Below are 19,585 nucleotides of genomic sequence, written 5' to 3'. Positions count from 1 at the left end.
CCGATTCCTACCGCCAAGCCTCGGTTTACCTGAAGTTTAGGCGAAACTTCCTCGCCATCCCCGCGAATAACGCCGACTTCTTTTACCCAGGAACCGCTGCAAAGTCCCTCGCCTGATCAAATAGTGCGAGGGATTGCAGATGGTTGTTTTCGTTAGAGCCCTGGTTGACAGGGCTGGCTCTTGATTCCGGTGATCGCTGGCTTTGTGCTGGCCCCCATGGATCCCAAGGCGCCGGATGTCACTCGCGTTTTAGCGGATTTTCGTACCTGCCTGAACACGTTCGACGCGTGGGCCGACAGCCTGTTGAGTGGTTCGGCACTTGCCATGGAGCAGGTGTTCAAGGTTGGGGAAGACGTCGCACTGGTCGCGCCGGCCTCTTCCGACAAACCCAGCCGCACCGTCGCTCAATGCAAAGCCCAGGGTGGGTTGACCCTGGTGCATCTGTTTGAAAGTACCCGGTTTGTACCCATCGGCAACACCCAGGTGGAACTGCAAGCCCTGGCTCGAGATGGCAGCCCGGTCGGCGCGCCGCTTCATCGGACCATCGGCCCCAGCGGCATTCTCGAAGTCAACGACTGTACCCGCGACCAGCAATACCAAATCACCTTTTACCCCAATGTCTCCAAGGATCACGTCAAGGCGCTGTATGCCTCCTACACGTCAGTGATTGCCGGGTTGGAAGCTGATCTGCGCAAGCAGTGGGACGAGCATTTCCAGCTTCAATGGGCCGACTTTGTCAAAGCGCCAGCCTATCAACGCAGTGGAATGCAGGGCATGGCCTTTGCTACCGGGCTCGGCAAGGCGCTCTACAACCTGTGGGACAACATCACCGAGCTGTATGACCTGCTCGCGAACTTCAAATCCAACAGCGAAAAGTTGCTGAAGTACCTCTCCCAGGCCGAGCTGGATGCGCTGCTCGCGCTGGGCAAAGACACGCTGGCCAAGGGATTGCTGGTGCTCAGTGATGAGCCGCTGCTGTTTATCTACGTGGCAGCGGTGGTGGCCTGGATACGGATGCTGCCGCCGCCGCAGATGTATGAGTTGCTGGGTGAAATCACCGGCGAAGTCTTGATCAACCTGCTGCTGATCTGGGCCACGCGGGGTATTGGCGTACAGCTGCGGCTGGGTGCGCAGATGCTCAGTCGCGTCAAGTCCGGGCAAGCGCGGGCGTTGTTGGAGTTGCTGGCCAGGCAGGTGGCGGGGCCGCGGTTGGACACGCATGTTGAGGCCGCCAAGCCTGTGTTGCTGAGCAGTGCGGCGACGCCGATCAGGGTGGTGCCGGCTGTACCGTTGAAGGCTGGGAATCAACTGGTTTCGAACCCGGTGCCCGCAGTGCGAAGCAAGGCCCGGCAGACCGTATTGGTCCGGCAGGAGCACGTCGATGATGCGCCGGCTGTGGCTTCGAATCCGAAGGGGGATGCGGCGGCACCTGCGGACAAGACGGTTACTAACGGCTGCCCGGTGTCGATGGTCACCGGGGAAGAATTGCTTACCCTCACCGACGGCGCGCTGGATGGGGTTTTGCCGTTTGAGTGGACCCGGCTGTATCGCACCAGTGCGGTGGAAGTCGATTGTGGGTTGGGGTTTGGCTGGAGCCATGCGCTGGCGCACGGGCTTTGTGTGTCGGGCGATTCGGTGGTGTGGACCGACCATGAGAACCGCTCGACCACCCTGCCCTTGCCTACAGCGGCTCGACCCGCGATCACCAATAGTCTTGCCGAAGCGGCGATCTACTTGGGCTCGACGCCTGATGAACTGGTGCTGGCCCAGGCGTCGCGGTTCTATCACTTTCGCGACGGTGTACTGACTGCGATCAGCGATGCGTATGACAACCGTCTACGCATTTGTCGTGATCGCTCGGGGCGAATTGAGCGGCTGGATAACGGTGCTGGTCGCTCGCTGCTGCTGCGTTATGAGCTGGATCGAATCGTCGCGGTGGACTATCAGGTGCATCGCGCCACAGGGCGTGAACCTTACGTCTGGGAAACCGAGCAGAACGTTGTTTCCTACGCCTATGACGAAGCTGGACGACTGGTTTGCGCGACCAATGCCGTCGGTGAAAGCGAGCGTTATCGGTACGACGATCAGCACGTCATTCTTGAGCGGCAGCTGGCCGGTGGGGCGAGTTTCTTTTGGGAATGGGAGCGCGCTGGCAAGGCGGCGCGCTGCGTCCGGCACTGGGCGAGCTTTTCGCAGATGGACACGCGCTATGCCTGGGGGGATGACGGCCGTGTCACCGTGCATAACGCCGATGGCAGCCAGGAAGTCTATGTCCACGACGACCGGGCGCGGTTGGTGCAGCGGATCGATCCGGACGGCGCCGAGCATTTCAAATCCTATGACGACAAAGGCCGGCTGACCGTCGAGCAGGATCCGCTGGGCGCGGTGACGGCGTATCAGTACGACGAAGCCGGACGCTTGGTGGCGTTGTTTCCCGGGGATGATGAGCCGACCTCCTACGAACATGACAACGGCTTCGTACGGGTTGTAAGGCGCGGCGAGGCTGTCTGGAAATACGAGCGTAATGAGCAAGGCGATGTCACCCACAAAACTGATCCAGATGGTAATTCGACTGACTACAGCTACAACAAATACGGGCAACTGACCGGAGTTTGGTACCCGGATCACAGTTGCCATCGGCTGGTGTGGAATGAGCGGGGCCAGTTACTGGAAGAGCAATTGCCCAATGGCGGGATCAAGCGTTATCGCTATGACGATTTAGGCCGACAGATTGCCCGCGAGGATGAACACGGCGCACAGACAGTCTATGAATGGGACAGCGTCGGTAGGTTGATTCGCCTCGTCTTGCCAGGCGGCACCACACGAGAATTCAGCTACAACCCCTACGGAAAAATCATCGCCGAGCGCGATGAACTGGGCCACGTCACCCGCTACGAATACGCCGATGGGTTGCACCTGATCAGCCGCCGTATCAACGCCGACGGCACCCAGGTCAAATACCGCTACGACAACGTTCGCTTACTGCTGACCGAAATCGAAAACGAAGTCGGCGAAACCTACCAACTTGACTACCACCCCAACGGCCTGATCCAGCAGGAAACCGGCTTCGACGGCCAACGCACCGCCTACGTCTACGACCTCAACGGCAACCTGCTGGAAAAGACCGAACACGGCGACGACGGCAGTCAGCTCATCACCCGCTACGAGCGCGACCACGCCGGTCGCCTCGTACGAAAAACCCTGCCTGATGCCAGCGTTGTCGACTATGCCTACGACCGCCAAGGCAATCTCCTCAGCGTCGAAGACGGCCACTGGGCGTTGGCCTACGAATACGACCGCCAAAACCGCCTGACCGCCGAACACCAAGGCTGGGGCACCTTGCGCTACGGCTACGACGCCTGCGGCCAACTACAAAAACTGCGCCTGCCCGACAACAACCGCCTCACCTTCAACCACGACAAAGGCGGCCATCTCGCTACGGTCGAGCTCAATGGTGAGGTGCTCACTGCACATTTATTCAAGAGCGGCCGCGAACACCAACGCCAACAAGGTCAACTGCTCAGCCACTATCACTACGACGAGCAAAACCGCCTACACGCCCACGCCGTTACGCAGCAGCAAAACTACCTCTACCAACGCCAATACGACTACGACAAAAGCGGCACCCTCACCCGCCTGCTCGACACACGCAAAGGCCAACACGACTACCGCTACGACCCGCTTAATCGCCTGACCCGCGCCGATCATTCCCAAGACGTCCAGGAGCACTTCGCCCACGACCCGGCGGGCAACCTGCTGATGCAAGACCGTCCCGGCCCGGACATCGTTGCCGGCAACCGCCTGATGATCCAGGGCGACCGCCATTACGACTACGACGCCTTCGGCAACCTGATCCGCGAGCGGCGCGGCAAGGGCCAGCAACTCGTTACTGAGTACCGCTACGACTGCCAGCATCGGTTAATCAGCATCACAAAACCGAACGGCGAAACCGCCAGTTATCGCTATGACCCGTTTGGGCGACGTGTCAGCAAAACCGTGGATGGCAAGACCACCGAGTTTTTCTGGCAAGGCGACAAGCTGATTGCCGAACACCATGCGGATTGTCATCGCAGCTACATCTACGAGCCCAGCAGCTTCCGCCCCCTGGCACTGCTGGAAGGCTATGGACCGCAAGTCACAACGCCCTACCACTACCAACTCGACCACCTCGGCACACCGCAGGAACTCACCACGCCCGAAGGCGAAATCGTCTGGTCCGCCCACTACCGCGCCTACGGCCAGATCGCCCGGCTCGACGTAGGCAAGATCGACAATCCGTTGCGCTTTCAAGGGCAGTATTTCGATCAGGAAAGCGGGCTGCACTACAACCGCCATCGCTACTACAATCCGGATATCGGTCGTTACCTGACGCCGGACCCGGTGAAGTTGGCGGGTGGGGTCAATGGGTACCAGTACGTGCCCAGCCCTACTGGCTGGATTGATCCGCTGGGATTGAGTACAAATTGTCCGGGCTCAGGAAAGAAAAAACCGACCTGCTCTTTGCCTGCTGAACCGGATATACCTGATGTCTCTCGTAAAGGGGCGTTCAGGCAAGCAAAAAGGGATGCCAATGTACCGATGACTCAAAACCCCGATGTGATGACACACCCGAAGTCAGGAAGAACGACACAGTACATAGTAGAAAAAATGACTGATTTGAATGATGACAATATATTGGATGAGAGCGGTAGATTCATAAATTCAAGAGTTTATCAATTCACGAGGGCAGATGGCTCTAAAGTACTTATTCAAGACCATTCTGCCGGGCATAAATTTGGCAGACCAGACGGCATAGGTGACCAAAAAGCGCATTTCAATTTGCGACCAATAGACAAGCCTCGAAACGGAACCGTAAACGGCGGCAAGGATCATTACAACTTTAGGAAAAACCGATGAAATACTGGAACGAACTTGATCATAATATTTTTTTTGAAAAGATTTTTAGCACGCCTATAGAAATCGGAAAAATTGCTCTTTTTTCTTTGCAAATAGAAAATGATCGACCTTCTGTTGGATTAGGGTTCGACATACCCGAATTCCCAGATATCTTGCCAAAAAAATGGGAAGGGAAAGGCTATAACACCTGCAGAATGGGCATCGATTGTCATGGTATTCGCGAATTAAAAATACACAACATCCCCCTTAGAGAGGTGTTTTTTGTTGATATTACTAAGCAAAATGACCTTTTTCATTTCCAAGCAAAGAATGAAAGTTCTCTAATTGAATTCAAGGCTAAATTCATTTCACTTTGCGATCCGAATGTATACATAAATGGTCCAGACGATTATTTTTTCTAGATAGAACAAAAATAGCGTAATCACTATGCCCCCATAGCCAGCCCCAATTCGCCCCCCGTTGGTTTGGATGAGGCCTTTCGCAGAACAGGCATACCGGAGACTGAATACAGCGTATCAAAATGGGGCAAAGACCAATATGGCAAATCATTTCCAACGGAATGGCGTGTACAAAGCGGGCCCAATAGGGGAGTGGAAGTGAATATTGACGACCTTCTGCTTGTGCCAAGCAAAGAAGGCCCAAAATCACCTCATATCGGCTATCAAACTCCTGGAAAGAGGTCCGGTGGAGGTGCAAAGAGAGGCCATATACTGCTCAAACTGGTTCCTCTTAGCCGCTCCAAAAAAGGTGTCCCTTGATGAGCTACTTGGAAGAGGAAATAGACGAAGCATGTAACACCTTGAAAATCAGCTCAAGGAAGCTTGATGCGAATGAACTCAACGTATTGATAAATTCTCTGACGAGAAAATTTTTCAAATCACAAAGCAACGTGCTTGATTCCACCGAACTGAACGAAAAACACACGGAGCACAACCCTGACTTTTGGAAGGAAATACCGTATCGCATCAGCGAGAAGGATCTAGTTCTGGTGGTATTTGACTCAGCATATACCGCCTGGAAAATTGATAACTCTCGAGTTCTAGCATCTGTTTTAGGCGAAACCACCGGCTATCCATTTTGGATAACCGATAGCGAAATAACATTTTTGGTGCATATGGATGATCATGACTGCGTCATTTGGGCATGAGGATCACTCCGCCAAACTGTTCTCTATAACCCCAATAGCCAGCCTTGATTCGCTACCCCGCCCCTGCGCACCTAAACTCTGTCCAAGTTGTTCCAACGGACAGAGGACTCACGATCATGGGCAAACGTCACCCCAATCTCCCCGCCTGGCAATGGCGTCATTACCCACAAAACCACCAGCACCCGACCAACCTGGCGTTGCATCTGATTGCCGTGCCGCTGTTTATCGTCGGTTTCCTGCTGATCGTTTCAGGGGTGTTCAGCCTGAGCTTGGCCAGCTTGGCTATCGGTGTGGTCGGCATCGTGGCGGGCCTGGCGTTGCAGCGTCACGGCCACAGCCTGGAAGCCCAGGCCAGTGAGCCGTTCAGCGACCGTAAAGATGCGGTGCAACGCCTGGTGGTCGAGCAATTCGTGACCTTCCCGCGCTTTGTGTTAAGCGGTGGCTGGTGGCGTGCCTGGCGGCAACGTCACCACCACTGACAGGGCTTAGGCGAACACCACCACGGTCTGGCGGCTGAGGGCGATCAACTCGCCGGTCGGGCTCCACAGCGCAGCGGCAGCGTGGCCGTAGCCGTCGCGGGCGTGCTCGATGTTGACGTGGTACTGGCACCAGTCGAGGGTGGTCAGGTCTTGCAGCGGCTGGATGAACTCGATGGTCCAGGTCAGGGTGCTGCCAGGCGCAGGCGTTTTCAGGTGCGGTAGCAAAGCTGGCGGCCAGGCGTCGACCAGGGCGAGGATATGCGCTTCGGTCAGCGGCTCTTCTTTCACATCCCCGCGCAACCGTACCCAGCCGCCCATGTCGCGGGACTTATTGCCCGTAAACGGCAGGCCGCCCACGGCCCAACGCATCGCCAGGTGGCGCATGAACTCAGGGGTAACGCCCTTGATGTACGGCAGCTCCTGGCACTCATCCCAATGTTTGAACACTGGCGCCGGTTCGCTCGCGACGTCGATTTCCGACGTTCGAGATGCGCCAAAACTGGCCTGGACCAGGGTCGCTACTTCACCGTTCTGGACCACGCGCCCAAGCAACTGGCTGACGGCCTTGCCCTCGCGTAGCACTTCGACTTGATAACTGGCAGGTACATCCGGCGCCACCGGGCCGACAAAGGTGATGGCCAGGGAACGTAACGGACGATCCGCCGACACCTGGGCACGCAGCGCCTCGTATTGCAAAGCGGCGACCAGGCCGCCAAAGGTGGCACGGCCCTGAGCCCATTCGGCAGGAATGGTGACGTCCAACGGGTTGCTTCGGGCAGCGTCGAGCAAATCACTAAAGCGCATGGCGACCTCACATCAAGAAAATCGATGGGGAATCTTAACCATCAAGACGGACCGGCACACCACCCATTCCGGCCAAAAGCCGGACCGCGTTAAAAACAATCGGCGCTGAGTTTGTCCAGCACACGGTCAGCCTGCCCTTGAGCCTTGAGCATGGTGCGCTGCCAGATGGCAACGCAAGGTTGCAGATCCGCCTGCTGCCCGGCCTGGGCCAGCCACTGCCAGCAGTCATGCCAGTCGCCCAGGGCGCTTTGGGCTTTCTTCAATCGCGACATGGCGTTGGGGGATAGCTTGTCCAGTTCGGGGTAAGCCTCGGCGGCGTAACGCACGCGCTTGATCAGCAACCGCAGGCGGTGGCGATCATGCTCGGGATCCTTCAGGGCTTCATCGAGTTTCTGCCATTGCTTGGCCAGGCGTTTCTCGATGCGCGGGCGCAAGCCTTTGAGCAGTTTCTGGTGCTGGGAGGCGCGAATAAAGCGTGGGAATGCATCCAGAATCAGTAACAGGTGCGCCAACTCCGGGCTTTGCGCCACATGGCGATAGGCCTCGGGCTGCAGGCGCAGGCGCCGATCAGCCGCCTCGTGATAACCGTGCTGATGCAGATACGCCGCCAGGACCTCGCGGTCACGCAGCGGCGTGGTCAATTGGCCAACCGTACTGGCGGCCAATTCAAGCTGTTCCACACCGGGCAGCCCGCGCAAAGGCCGCAACAAGCTGCGCAAGCGCCGCACGGTGGTGCGCAAATCATGCAGGGCTTCATCGTCAGTGACGGCGGCGAGGCGAGCCTGGCAGCTCAGTAACCCTACTTCCAGGCCTATGACCTGGGCGACTAACTGATTGACCAACGCTGACATCCTGCCCTCACTTTCCAATGAATAATCCTACTCGCCGCTACAGGTCAACGCCCGGCGCGAGACTCACGAATATAGAACCGCGCCTTCTGGGCTTTGTTGGAGCACCCTTCAAACGCTTCAAACTGCTGCTGGGTCTTGGCGCCAGTCAATAGCGACAGAGCCTTGGAGTAACTCACGGTGCCGGCAAAACCTTCAGCCTTGGCCAGATCGAGTTCTTTCCAGGCGGCATCCAATTGGGAACCGCAGCTGTCGCGGTAGGCCGTCTTGCCGGCACAGCCGGCCAAGGCCAGCACGATCACAGGCACACACATCCAGGCTTTCATTGATGACACCTCAAAATAAGCAAAATCATTCGTAGCCTGTAGACGTTACCCACAGGGAAAAGTGCCTTGTCCCTAGCCTGAAATCGGTCGTACCTATTGCCAGAGCATACCCGAGCACAAAGGTTATCCTCGAAAAATAACCGAAGATTGAAGCCGCCCCCCGGATGGGTGCATTGTGGGCACCTGTTTTGCGAAGGACTGGGACATGAAAAAACGTGTTGCCTTAGTGCTGGGCTCCGGGGGAGCCAGGGGCTACGCCCATATCGGGGTGATCGAAGAAATCGAACGACGCGGCTATGACATCGCCTGTATCGCCGGCTGTTCGATGGGCGCGGTGGTCGGCGGCATCTATGCCGCAGGCAAGCTGGACGAATATCGAAACTGGATCGAAAGCCTGGACTACCTCGACGTATTGCGCCTGGTAGATGTGAGCTTTCGCCTGGGTGCGATTCGTGGCGAAAAAGTTTTCGGGCAGATTCGCAAAATCGTCGGCGAGATCAATATTGAAGAGCTGCGCATCCCCTACACCGCCGTGGCCACCGACCTTACCAACCAACAGGAAATCTGGTTTCAGGAAGGCTGCCTGCACCAGGCCATGCGCGCATCGGCGGCGATCCCAAGCCTGTTCACCCCGGTGATGCAAGGCAATCGGATGCTGGTGGACGGCGGTCTGCTCAACCCGCTGCCTATCGTGCCGGTGGTGTCGAGCCACTGTGACTTGATCATCGCGGTCAACCTCAACGCCACCAACCAGAAGCACTATCGGCTGCCGGTGATCCAGCGCCCGCCGGCGTTCAAGAGCCGCTTCAACAGCCTGGCCAAGTCGCTCGGATCGCACCTGCCATTTCGCCGCAAACAGGCCGAGCAGTTGATGAAGCTCGAACAGGAAGCCTTGCAGGCCCAGGCAGCAGAGATCAACCCGTGGCTGGAGTCGGCTGAACCCGAATCCCAGCAACCCGCTGCCGCGCCGGAAAAAGCCGGCGCACCGAAGTCGGCGACCGGCTCGTTCATTATCGATAACGTCGGGCCTGCGTCGCTGCTGGACCTGATCAACCAGAGTTTCGAGGTGATGCAGACGTCATTGGCGCAGTACAAGATCGCAGGCTACCCGCCAGATGTGCTGATCAACGTGCCGAAGCGAGTGTGCCGGTTCTTCGAGTTCTACAAGGCGCCGGAGCTGATCGCCCTGGGGCGGGAGATTGCCAGTGATACGTTGGATCGGTATGAGAGTGAGCAGAGTTGAGCGCGTGGGTGTTGCTGATGGCCTCATCGCGGGCAAGCCCGGCTCCCACAGGTGAATGCATTTCAACTGTGGGAGCTGGCTTGCCTGCAATGTCGCCAGCGCAGGCACCACAGACTCAGGCACCTAGCAACCGATACCCCACCCCCGCCTCGGTCACGATAAACCGTGGCTGCGTCGGGTCATCCGCCAGTTTCTGGCGCAGGTGCCCCACCACGATACGCAGGTAATGGCTGTCTTCGGTGTGAGTCGGGCCCCAAATATCCTTGAGCAATTGCTGCTGGGTAATCACCCGCCCCGGATGCCGGGCCAGTTGCGCCAGCACTGCATACTCCTTGCGGGTCAATGCCACTTCGGCACCGTCCAGCAGCACGCGGCGATAGGCCAGGTCCACCGTCAGCGGGCCAAAACTCAAGGCGGCTTCCTGAGCCTCTCCCGCCGGTGCCTGACGCAACAACGCACGCACCCGAGCGAGGAATTCCTGGATGCCGAAGGGCTTGGTCACGTAGTCATTGGCGCCACCGTCAAGAGCCTCGACTTTCTGGCCTTCACTGGCCCGCACTGACAGCACCAGCACCGGCACCGTCGACCACTCGCGAAACTCGCGCAGCACCTGCTGGCCGTCCATGTCGGGCAGCCCCAGGTCGAGCACCAGCAGGTCCGGTTTGTTCAGGGCCGCTTGCGCCAGGCCTTCGTTGCCGGTGCCGGCCTCGATTACCTTATAGCCCTGGGAGGCCAGGCTGATGCGCAGGAATTTGCGGATCTGCGGTTCGTCATCAATGACTAGAATCGTCGCGGTCTGGCTCATGGTGTCCGTCAAAATCCGTTAAAGAATCACCCCATTCAGGAGCCATTCAAAGGTCAGTGTCCAAGCCAGGTTGAGATTGTAGCGGCAGAAACAACGTGATGCAGGTACCCCGCCCATCAATGCCATCGGCCACGCTGATATGCCCGCCGTGCGCGCCCACCATGCCCTGGCAGATCGCCAAACCGAGGCCAGTGCCCTGTCCGCCTCGATCACCGCGAGCAGCGGTATAGAACATGTCGAAAATCTTCGCACGCTCGTCCTCGGGAATCCCCGGCCCTTCATCCGCCACGGCAAAAAACAACTGCTCATCCTGCACGCCAGCGCGCAACTGCAAGCGACCCTGGGGCGGCGAAAACCGGGCGGCATTTTCCAGCACATTGACCAACGCCTGTTCGATCAAGGCTGCATGCACATACAACAAGGGCAGTTCCGACGGCACCTCGGTGCTCACTTGTAATGGCGCCAGCACCGCGCGCAAACGCCCGAGGGCACTGCCGACGATATCACCGGGTGACACCCAGTCGCGCGCCAGTTTCAGCGCGCCGTGGCCCAGCCGCGTCATGTCCAGCAGGTTCTGGATATAGCGGTCCAGGCGCTCGGCCTCATCACGGGTGCCTTCAAGCAATTCGCGACGATCCTCCATGGGAATGGCTTCGCCGAGGGCCAGCAGGCTATCGATACTGCCGCGCATGGAGGTCAACGGCGTGCGCAAGTCGTGGGACACCGACGCCAGCAAGGCGCTGCGCAGTTGTTCGGTTTCGCCGTGCAGACGCGCCGACTCCAACTCTTGCCCCAACTGCGCCCGCGCCAGCGCCTGGGCCAGCGGCTGGCTCAAGGCAGTGAGCAAACGTCGGCGTTGCCCGCTCAACTCCAGGCCCGGTTTGGCGCTGACACCGAGCAAGCCCAGCGGCCCCTCTTCACCTGACAACGGCCACCACCACCAACGTCCGAACGGCAAGGTGCCGGTGCCCATACCGGCAGGCTGATCATGCTGCCAGGCCCAATCGGCGGCAGCGCGTTCGGCTTCGGTGAGGGTCAGCGGGCCACCGGTCTCGACCGTCCAGCCGCCCTGACCGTCGCGATTGACCAGACACAAGTCAAGGTCGCGCCAGCCTTGCAGATGGTGGGCGGCGGCGCTGATCACGGCTTGGCGATCGGTGGCCGCCGTGAGCTTGCGCGACAGGTCGAGCAGCTCGCTGGTTTCTTCCTGGGTATCGCGCAACGCCTGCAGTTGGCGGCGCTGGCGCGCGGCGAGGTTGCCGGTCAGGGCGGCCATCAGCAGGAAGAACAGCAGGGTCAGCACATCCTCTTCGCGCTGAATGGCGAAGGAAAAGTTCGGCGGGATAAACAGAAAATCGTAGGTCATGAACGACAGCGCCGCGCACACCAGCGACGGCCCCAGGCTGCTGCGCACCGCCACCAGCAATACGGCAGCGAGAAACACCAGCGAGATATTCGGCAGCGGCAACACACTGGACACGGCCCACGCCACGGCCGCAGCAACCACCGTGGCAACCACCGCCAACGCGTAATCGAACCACACTAACCCGCGCACATCCGGCAAGCGTGGCGGCGCCGGTATGTCATCGCTGTCGAGGACGTTGATTTCCAGGCCACGGGCATTGCGCAACAGCCGCGCCGCCAAGCCACCACCGAACAAGCGCCGGCGCCAGCGCATCCGCGACTGCCCCACCAGCAACAAGCTGGCACGGCGTTCGGCGGCGTGCTGGATCAGGGTCTTGGCGACCTCCCCGGCCCGCAATAACACCACTTCGCCGCCCAACCGCTCCGCCAGTTGCTGGGCGTTCTGCAGACGCAGGCGCGATTGCTCATCCCGCGCTCGGCCGTTGTCGACGTGCACCAGGCTCCAAGGCAAATGCCGACGCTGGGCCACACGGCTGGCATGACGCACCAGGCGTTCGGCTTGCGCATCGCCATCCACGCCCACCAGCAAACGCCCACGTACCGCCGGCGCGGCCTGGCCGAGTTGGCGATAGCCCTGGGCCAGATCATCGTCGACGTGGGCGGCGGCGGTTTGCATCGCCAGTTCGCGCAGGGCCATGAGGTTGGTCTGGGTGAAAAACGCATCGATGGCCGCACGCGCCTGTTCGGGCACATACACCTTGCCGTCACGCAGGCGTTCGAGCAGTTCGCGGGATGGCAGGTCGATCAGCAACAGTTCGTCGGCCTCTTGCAGCACCCAGTCCGGCAGGGTTTCGCGCACTTGCACGCCGGTGATGCCACGCACCTGATCATTGAGGCTTTCCAGGTGCTGGACGTTGACCGTGGTGAACACATTGATACCGGCCGCGAGCAATTCCTGAATATCTTGCCAGCGCTTTTCATGACGGCTGCCGGGGGCGTTGCTGTGGGCCAGTTCATCTACCAGCACCAGCTTGGGCTTGGCGGAGAGCAGGCCGTCGAGGTCCATTTCTTCGAGCATCACGCCGCGGTATTCGCTGCGTAACAGCGGTTGTTGCGGCAGGCCGCTGAGCAAGGCTTCGGTCTCGGCGCGGCCGTGGGTTTCGACCACCCCGGCAATCAGCCGTACGCCCTGACGCAGTTGGGTGTGGGCCGCCTGAAGCATGGCGTAAGTCTTGCCCACGCCAGGCGCGGCGCCGAGGAAGACCTTGAGCCGGCCACGGCCAGCCCGGGGCAGATCGGCTAACAGGGCATCGGCGCGGCCGGAGTCGCTCATACTCGGGGGTTCCTTCAGGTATTTATAGAGAGTCTTCAAGGCCGCCATCGCGGGCAAGCCCGGCTCCCACAGTGGAATGCATTCCACTGTGGGAGCCGGGCTTGCCCGCGATGGCGATCGCCTTGCTTACAACGCTTCCAAAGCCATATTCAGCGCCAGGACGTTTACCACCGGCGGCCCTACCAACGGGCTTTCGATGTGCTCATCCAGCAACCGCTGCAAGGTCGCCACCGGCACATTGCGCGCTGCCGCCACTCGCGCCAGTTGATAGGCAATCGCCTGCGGTGGCAAGTGTGGATCAAGGCCGCTGCCGGAGGTCGTCAGCGAGGCCAGTGGCACCGGGCCCTGGCCAGGCACTGATTGTTTGCCGGCATCCTCGACTATGCGGGTCGCCAAGGCCGGATTGCTGGGGCCCAGGTTACTGGCACTGCTGGACACCGTCGCAAAGGCTCCTGCTGACGGGCGTGGATGAAACCAGCTGTCGCCGGTAAAGTCCTGGGCGATCAGGCTGGAGCCGCGCACCTTGCCGCTGGCGTCGTGCACCAGGCTGCCATTGGCCTGGTCGGGGAAGGCCACTTGCGCCACGCCCGTGACCACCAGCGGGTAGGCGACGCCGGTGATCAGGGTCATGAGTACCAGCAGACTCAGGGCTGGGCGGATGATGTTTGTCATAGTCAAATCCTCAATAAATCAGACAGGTCAAACCAGGTGCAGCGCCGTCAGCAGCATGTCGATGGCTTTGATACCCACGAACGGCACCAACAGCCCGCCCAGGCCGTAAATCAGCAGGTTGCGCCGCAGCAAGGCCGCCGCACTCGCCGCTTGCACCCGTACACCGCGCAGCGCCAGAGGAATCAGCACCACGATAATCAAGGCGTTAAACACAATGGCCGAGAGGATCGCGCTCTGCGGGCTCTGCAAGTGCATGATGTTGAGCACGCCCAGTTGCGGGTAGATCGAGGCGAACAGCGCCGGCAGGATTGCGAAGTACTTGGCCACGTCGTTGGCGATGGAAAAGGTCGTCAACGCGCCACGGGTTACCAGCAATTCCTTGCCGATCTGCACCACGTCCAGCAGCTTGGTCGGGTCGCTGTCGAGGTCGACCATGTTGGCCGCCTCGCGCGCGGCCTGGGTGCCGTCGTTCATGGCCATGCCGACGTCAGCCTGAGCCAGCGCCGGGGCGTCGTTGGCGCCGTCGCCGCACATGGCAACCAGGCGACCATCGTTTTGTTCATGGCGAATACGCGCGAGTTTCTTCTCTGGCGTGGCTTCGGCCAGCACGTCATCCACCCCGGCTTCAGCGGCAATCGCGGCGGCGGTCAGGGGGTTGTCGCCAGTGACCATCACGGTGCGAATCCCCAACTTGCGCAACTCGGCAAACCGCTCGCGGATGCCGGGCTTGACTACGTCCTTGAGATGGATCGCACCGAGCAATTTGCCATCGGCGCAGACCAGCAATGGGGTGCCGCCGCTTTGGGCGATCTTGTCGATTTCCCGCGACAGCGCAGGTAAAAGCTCGCTGCGTGGCTGGCCGATAAACGCCAGCAGCGAATCCACGGCGCCTTTGCGGAACACGCGGCCCTGATAGTCGACACCCGACAAGCGGGTCTCGGCGCTGAAGGGTACAGCGGTCAATTCATCCAGGCTTGGCTCGGCCTGCGGGTGCAAGGCACGCAGGTATTCAACGATGGATTTGCCTTCCGCCGTGTCATCGGCCAAGGATGCCAGCAACGCGCCTTCAGCCAGTTCCCGGCCACTGACCCCAGGCGCCGCGACCACGGCCGAGCAACGACGATTGCCGAAGGTGATGGTGCCGGTCTTGTCCAGCAACAACACATGCACATCCCCCGCCGCTTCCACGGCGCGGCCGGACTTGGCGATCACATTGAGACGCACCAGGCGGTCCATGCCGGCAATGCCGATGGCCGACAACAAGCCGCCAATGGTGGTGGGGATCAGCGTCACCAGCAGTGCGACCAGAAACACCAGAGGCAGGCTGCCATTGGCAAAATGCGCGAACGGCTGCAAGGTCACCACTACCAGCAGGAAGATCAGGGTCAGGCCGATCAGCAGGATATCCAGTGCGACTTCGTTGGGGGTTTTCTGGCGTTTGGCGCCTTCCACCAACGCAATCATGCGATCCAGCGTGGACTCACCCGGGTTGGCGGTGATGCGAATCAGCAGCCAGTCCGACACCAGCCGTGTGTTGCCGGTAACGGCCGAGCGGTCACCGCCGGACTCGCGGATGACCGGGGCGGATTCGCCGGTGATCGCCGCTTCGTTGACCGCCGCAATACCTTCGACGACCTCGCCGTCACCGGGGATCATTTCCCCCGCGGCAACACGGACCACATCGCCCTTGCGCAGGCTGGTGGCCGGCACCACCTTGAAGCTGCCATCGGCCTCCTGGCGCCGGGCGCTCAAACCTTCGCTGCCAGCCTTGAGGCTGTCGGCGCGGGCCTTGCCGCGGCCTTCGGCCAGGGCTTCGGCGAAGTTGGCGAACAGCACGGTGAACCACAGCCACACGGCGATTTGCACGGCGACAAAGGTGGGCACGGTGGTATCGGGCACGAAGCACAATACGGTGGTGAGGATGGCAGTCAGTTCGACCACCAGCATCACTGGCGAACGTTGCAGTTGGCGTGGGTCCAGCTTGACGAACGCCTGGACCAGCGCCGGGCGCCAGAGCGCCGAGATGGCGGTTTTGGCAGGCTCCTGGGTTTTGACCGGGGCCGCGTTTTTTGCAGGCATGTTCATATTCATATCCCCTTGGTCAGAAGCCGATGCTCAGGTGTTCAGCGATAGGACCCAGCGCCAGCGTCGGCAGGAAAGTCAGGCCGCCCACCAGCAAAATGGTCACGGTCAACAAGGTGACGAACAGCGCGCCATGGGTGGGGAAGCTGTTCTGGCCAATCGGTGCGGCCTTCTTCATCGCCAGGCTGCCAGCCAGGGCCAGCACCGGGAGGATGTAGCCAAAGCGACCGATCAACATGCCCAGGCCGAGCATCAGGTTATGGAACGCGGTGTTGGCGCCGAGGCCGGCAAACGCCGAACCGTTGTTGGCACTGGCCGAGGTATAGGCGTAAAGCAACTGACTGAAGCCGTGGGGGCCAGGGTTACTGATCGCGCCCGCCGGGCCCGGCAGGCTGGCGGCGATGGCACTCAACACCAGCACGCCGACCGGCATGACCAGCAGGGTCACCACCAGCAATTGCACTTCCTTGGCCTGGAGTTTCTTGCCCAGATATTCCGGTGTGCGGCCGATCATCAGGCCGGCAAGGAACACCGCGATCAGTACGTTAAGCAACATGCCGTACATGCCAGCACCAACGCCGCCGAAGATCACTTCGCCAACCATCATGTTGACCAATGCCACCATCCCACTCAGCGGGCTGAGGCTGTCCTGCATACCGTTGACCGAGCCGTTGGATGCCGCGGTGGTGGTCACCGACCACAGCACGGTGCCGGTGGTACCGAAGCGTGTTTCCTTGCCCTCCAGCGGTGCGGTTTGCTCCACGGCCGGGTTGTTCAGGGTCGGATTGGGCTGGTACTCGGACCACAGCGACGTCGCGCCGCCGATCAGGAACAGCGCCAGCATACACGCGAGGATCGCCCGGCTCTGACGCAGGTCCTTGACGTAGTGGCCGAAGGTAAATACCAACGCCACCGGGATCAGAATGATCGAGGCCACTTCGAACAGGTTGGCCCAGGCTGTCGGGTCTTCGAACGGATGCGCCGAGTTCACCCCGAAGAAGCCGCCGCCATTGGTGCCCAGTTGCTTGATCGCAATCTGGCTGGCGGCCGGGCCCAAGGGAATCACTTGGTCCACGCCCTGCAGCGTGACGGCGTCAACATAGTGGGCGAAGGTTTGCGGCACGCCCTGCCACACCAGAAACAGTGCGAGCACCAGGCACAACGGCAGCAGGCCGTAGAGGGTGGCGCGGGTCATGTCGACCCAGAAGTTGCCCAGGGTATGGGCAGATTTGCGCCCGATCCCACGGCACAAGGCAACCAGGACAGCGAGACCGGTCGCCGCACTGACGAAGTTCTGCACAGTGAGGCCAGCCATCTGGCTGAGATAACTTAGGGACGCCTCACCGCTGTAGTTCTGCCAGTTGGTATTGGTCATGAAACTGACGGCGGTGTTGAACGCCAGGGTCCATTCCTGACCCGGCAACTTCTGCGGATTCAGTGGGAGGGAGCCCTGGAATAACAGGATCGAGAACAACAACAAGAAGCCCGCCAGGTTGAACGCGAGCAAGGCCAGCATGTATTTCTGCCAGCTCTGTTCCTGCTGCGCATCCACGCCCGAGAGGCGATAACAGGCCCTTTCGACAGGCCCCAACACCGGCGTCAACCACGTGCGCTGGCCTTCCATCACCTTGTAGTAGAACCGCCCCAAAAACGGTGCTGGCACCAGTACCACGGCAAAAAAGGCGATGATCAGCCAATAGTCATAACTGTGCATAGCCCGCTCCTAGTTCCGATCCGCGCGTAACAGCGCAACCAGCAGATAAATGAACAGCGCCACGGCCAATAGCAGTGACACTCCGTCCAGAACGCTCATGGAAATTTCCCCGTCTTGCGGCGATTGCCGCGTGTGAGGGCATTGTCCCCAGGAGGGGTGTAAAGGAACGAGAGCAAGGCGCCGGGTGGGGCGTAAAGATGGCGTAAAGAGTGGGTTTATGCGGGGTTTACAACGGGATTTGCAGTGGCTGGGAGGGCCTCTTCGCGGGCAAGCCCGGCTCCCACAGTGGAGTGCATTCCAAATGTGGGAGCCGGGCTTGCCCGCGATGGCGGCAGGTCAGACACCACCGCCCTTATCTGGTGCACGCCAAGCCACATTCAAACGCCAAACCGTCCCGCAGGCGACATAGGCACTGCTTTGCGACAGGGCTCCGCAGCCTGGCATAACCACTGCAACACCCTGAATCATTCCAACCCCTTCAGGGAGCACCCCACAATGAACACACAACTCAAACCCACCTTAGGCACCCTGCATCTCTGGGGCATCGCCGTGGGGCTGGTGATTTCCGGCGAGTACTTTGGCTGGAGCTACGGCTGGGGTGTGGCCGGCACCTTGGGCTTTCTGGTCACTTCGTTGATGGTCGCCGCGATGTACACCTGCTTCATCTTCAGTTTCACCGAGCTGACTACCGCCATTCCCCATGCCGGAGGCCCCTTTGCCTACAGCCGTCGCGCCTTTGGTGAAAAAGGCGGCTTGATTGCCGGGCTGGCTACCTTGATCGAATTCGTCTTCGCCCCGCCCGCAATTGCCCTGGCCATCGGCGCCTACCTGAACGTGCAATTCCCGGCACTTGATCCCAAGCACGCCGCCGTCGGCGCTTATATCATGTTCATGGGCCTGAACATCCTCGGGGTCAAACTTGCCGCGACCTTTGAGCTGGTGGTGTGCGTACTCGCCGTCGCCGAACTGCTAGTGTTCATGGGCGTGGTCGCGCCGGCGTTCAGCTTCAGCAACTTCGCCCTCAACGGCTGGGCCGGTTCCGACACCTTCGGCGCCCCGGCGATTGCCGGGATGTTTGCTGCGATCCCCTTCGCCATCTGGTTCTTCCTCGCCATCGAAGGCGCCGCCATGGCTGCCGAAGAAGCCAAGGACCCCAAGCGCACGATTCCAAAAGCCTATATCAGCGGCATCCTCACCCTGGTGATCCTGGCCATGGGCGTAATGTTCTTCGCCGGTGGCGTGGGTGACTGGCGCACCCTCTCGAACATCAACGACCCACTGCCCCAGGCGATGAAAACCGTAGTCGGCGAAAGCTCCGGCTGGTTGCACATGCTGGTGTGGATTGGCCTGTTTGGGTTGGTGGCGAGCTTCCACGGCGTCATCCTCGGCTACTCGCGCCAGTTCTTCGCCCTGGCCCGCGCCGGTTACCTGCCGCCTTTCCTGGCCAAACTGTCGCGTTTTCAGACACCCCATCGAGCAATTATCGCCGGCGGCCTAGTCGGCATCGCGGCCATCTACAGCGACGGCCTGATCAACCTGGGCGGCATGACCCTGACCGCGGCGATGATCACCATGGCGGTGTTCGGTGCCATCGTCATGTACATCATGAGCATGCTCAGCCTGTTCAAACTGCGTAAGACCGAGCCCATGCTGGAACGCACCTTTCGCGCACCGGGCTACCCCATCGTGCCGGGTATTGCACTGGTACTGGCAGTGGTGTGCCTGGTGGCGATGGCCTGGTTCAACGCCCTGATCGGGCTGATCTTCCTGGGCTTTATGCTGGCAGGCTTCATCTATTTCCAACTGACTGCGCAAGACCGCGCCGACGCCCCGGCAGATGCGATGTTGACGGGACTATAGCGCCCGCGAGG

At 60.2% G+C, this 19,585-nt stretch carries 16 protein-coding genes; 7 read left to right on the top strand and 9 right to left on the bottom strand.

What is annotated here, in order from left to right:
• Window positions 1–180: 180 nt before the first annotated feature.
• The 5 genes from PSEBG33_RS18340 to PSEBG33_RS18355 all read left to right on the top strand — a co-directional run bounded on the left by PSEBG33_RS18340 (window position 181) and on the right by PSEBG33_RS18355 (window position 6,522).
• On the top strand, window positions 181–4,896 hold the full coding sequence (locus tag PSEBG33_RS18340) for an RHS repeat-associated core domain-containing protein (RefSeq protein WP_005786367.1): 4,716 nt from the start codon (window positions 181–183) through the stop codon (window positions 4,894–4,896).
• On the top strand, window positions 4,893–5,297 hold the full coding sequence (locus tag PSEBG33_RS18345; protein ID WP_005786365.1) for an Imm50 family immunity protein: 405 nt from the start codon (window positions 4,893–4,895) through the stop codon (window positions 5,295–5,297). Before PSEBG33_RS18340 ends, PSEBG33_RS18345 begins: the two co-directional genes overlap by 4 nt.
• A 63-nt stretch (window positions 5,298–5,360) precedes the next feature.
• The gene (locus PSEBG33_RS30070) at window positions 5,361–5,654 is read left to right on the top strand and encodes a polymorphic toxin type 47 domain-containing protein (RefSeq protein WP_157264133.1); all 294 of its coding nucleotides are present in this window, start codon (window positions 5,361–5,363) and stop codon (window positions 5,652–5,654) included.
• Window positions 5,654–6,043, top strand: coding sequence for a hypothetical protein (locus tag PSEBG33_RS18350; protein ID WP_005786362.1), 390 nt, complete (start codon window positions 5,654–5,656; stop codon window positions 6,041–6,043). Before PSEBG33_RS30070 ends, PSEBG33_RS18350 begins: the two co-directional genes overlap by 1 nt.
• A gap of 116 nt (window positions 6,044–6,159) precedes the next feature.
• Complete coding sequence (locus PSEBG33_RS18355) at window positions 6,160–6,522, top strand: Mpo1-like protein (protein WP_005786360.1); 363 nt, start codon at window positions 6,160–6,162, stop codon at window positions 6,520–6,522.
• A gap of 6 nt (window positions 6,523–6,528) precedes the next feature.
• Here PSEBG33_RS18355 and PSEBG33_RS18360 read toward each other — a convergent pair whose 3' ends face one another.
• From PSEBG33_RS18360 to PSEBG33_RS18370, 3 genes are all read right to left on the bottom strand, one after another.
• Entirely contained in the window at window positions 6,529–7,326 is a 798-nt protein-coding gene (locus PSEBG33_RS18360; protein ID WP_005786358.1) for an acyl-CoA thioesterase, read from the bottom strand.
• Between the two features lie 89 nt (window positions 7,327–7,415).
• Window positions 7,416–8,177, bottom strand: coding sequence for a CHAD domain-containing protein (locus PSEBG33_RS18365; protein ID WP_005786356.1), 762 nt, complete (start codon window positions 8,175–8,177; stop codon window positions 7,416–7,418).
• A 44-nt stretch (window positions 8,178–8,221) separates the two neighbouring features.
• Entirely contained in the window at window positions 8,222–8,500 is a 279-nt protein-coding gene (locus PSEBG33_RS18370; protein WP_005786355.1) for a hypothetical protein, read from the bottom strand.
• Between the two features lie 205 nt (window positions 8,501–8,705).
• On the opposite strand from PSEBG33_RS18370, the gene PSEBG33_RS18375 reads away from it, so the two are divergent.
• A complete protein-coding gene (locus PSEBG33_RS18375) occupies window positions 8,706–9,743 on the top strand; it encodes a patatin-like phospholipase family protein (protein WP_005786353.1) in 1,038 nt (345 codons plus the stop codon).
• A 115-nt stretch (window positions 9,744–9,858) separates the two neighbouring features.
• Here PSEBG33_RS18375 and PSEBG33_RS18380 read toward each other — a convergent pair whose 3' ends face one another.
• The 6 genes from PSEBG33_RS18380 to kdpF form a co-directional block, all read right to left on the bottom strand.
• The gene (locus PSEBG33_RS18380; protein WP_005786351.1) at window positions 9,859–10,548 is read right to left on the bottom strand and encodes a response regulator; all 690 of its coding nucleotides are present in this window, start codon (window positions 10,546–10,548) and stop codon (window positions 9,859–9,861) included.
• A 46-nt stretch (window positions 10,549–10,594) separates the two neighbouring features.
• A complete protein-coding gene (locus PSEBG33_RS18385; RefSeq protein ID WP_005786349.1) occupies window positions 10,595–13,246 on the bottom strand; it encodes a sensor histidine kinase in 2,652 nt (883 codons plus the stop codon).
• A 126-nt stretch (window positions 13,247–13,372) separates the two neighbouring features.
• Window positions 13,373–13,918 (bottom strand): potassium-transporting ATPase subunit KdpC, encoded by a 546-nt coding sequence (gene kdpC / locus PSEBG33_RS18390; protein ID WP_005786347.1) that lies wholly within the window; start codon window positions 13,916–13,918, stop codon window positions 13,373–13,375.
• A gap of 27 nt (window positions 13,919–13,945) precedes the next feature.
• Window positions 13,946–16,009: a potassium-transporting ATPase subunit KdpB gene (gene kdpB, locus PSEBG33_RS18395; RefSeq protein WP_032803383.1), complete on the bottom strand. Its 2,064-nt coding sequence runs from the start codon at window positions 16,007–16,009 to the stop codon at window positions 13,946–13,948.
• A 10-nt stretch (window positions 16,010–16,019) separates the two neighbouring features.
• Window positions 16,020–17,714 carry a potassium-transporting ATPase subunit KdpA gene (kdpA, locus tag PSEBG33_RS18400; protein WP_005786344.1) on the bottom strand — a complete coding sequence of 565 codons (1,695 nt, stop codon included), beginning with the start codon at window positions 17,712–17,714 and terminating at the stop codon, window positions 16,020–16,022.
• Window positions 17,715–17,723: 9 nt separating this feature from the next.
• Complete coding sequence (gene kdpF / locus PSEBG33_RS28550; protein ID WP_003218754.1) at window positions 17,724–17,813, bottom strand: K(+)-transporting ATPase subunit F; 90 nt, start codon at window positions 17,811–17,813, stop codon at window positions 17,724–17,726.
• 396 nt (window positions 17,814–18,209) lie between these two features.
• On the opposite strand from kdpF, the gene eat reads away from it, so the two are divergent.
• On the top strand, window positions 18,210–19,574 hold the full coding sequence (gene eat / locus PSEBG33_RS18405) for an ethanolamine permease (RefSeq protein WP_005786342.1): 1,365 nt from the start codon (window positions 18,210–18,212) through the stop codon (window positions 19,572–19,574).
• Window positions 19,575–19,585: the final 11 nt, after the last annotated feature.

Origin of the sequence: Pseudomonas synxantha BG33R (genome assembly GCF_000263715.2) — a bacterium.
GTDB lineage: Bacteria > Pseudomonadota > Gammaproteobacteria > Pseudomonadales > Pseudomonadaceae > Aquipseudomonas > Aquipseudomonas synxantha_A.
This window is presented reverse-complemented; position numbering and strand designations above follow the sequence as displayed.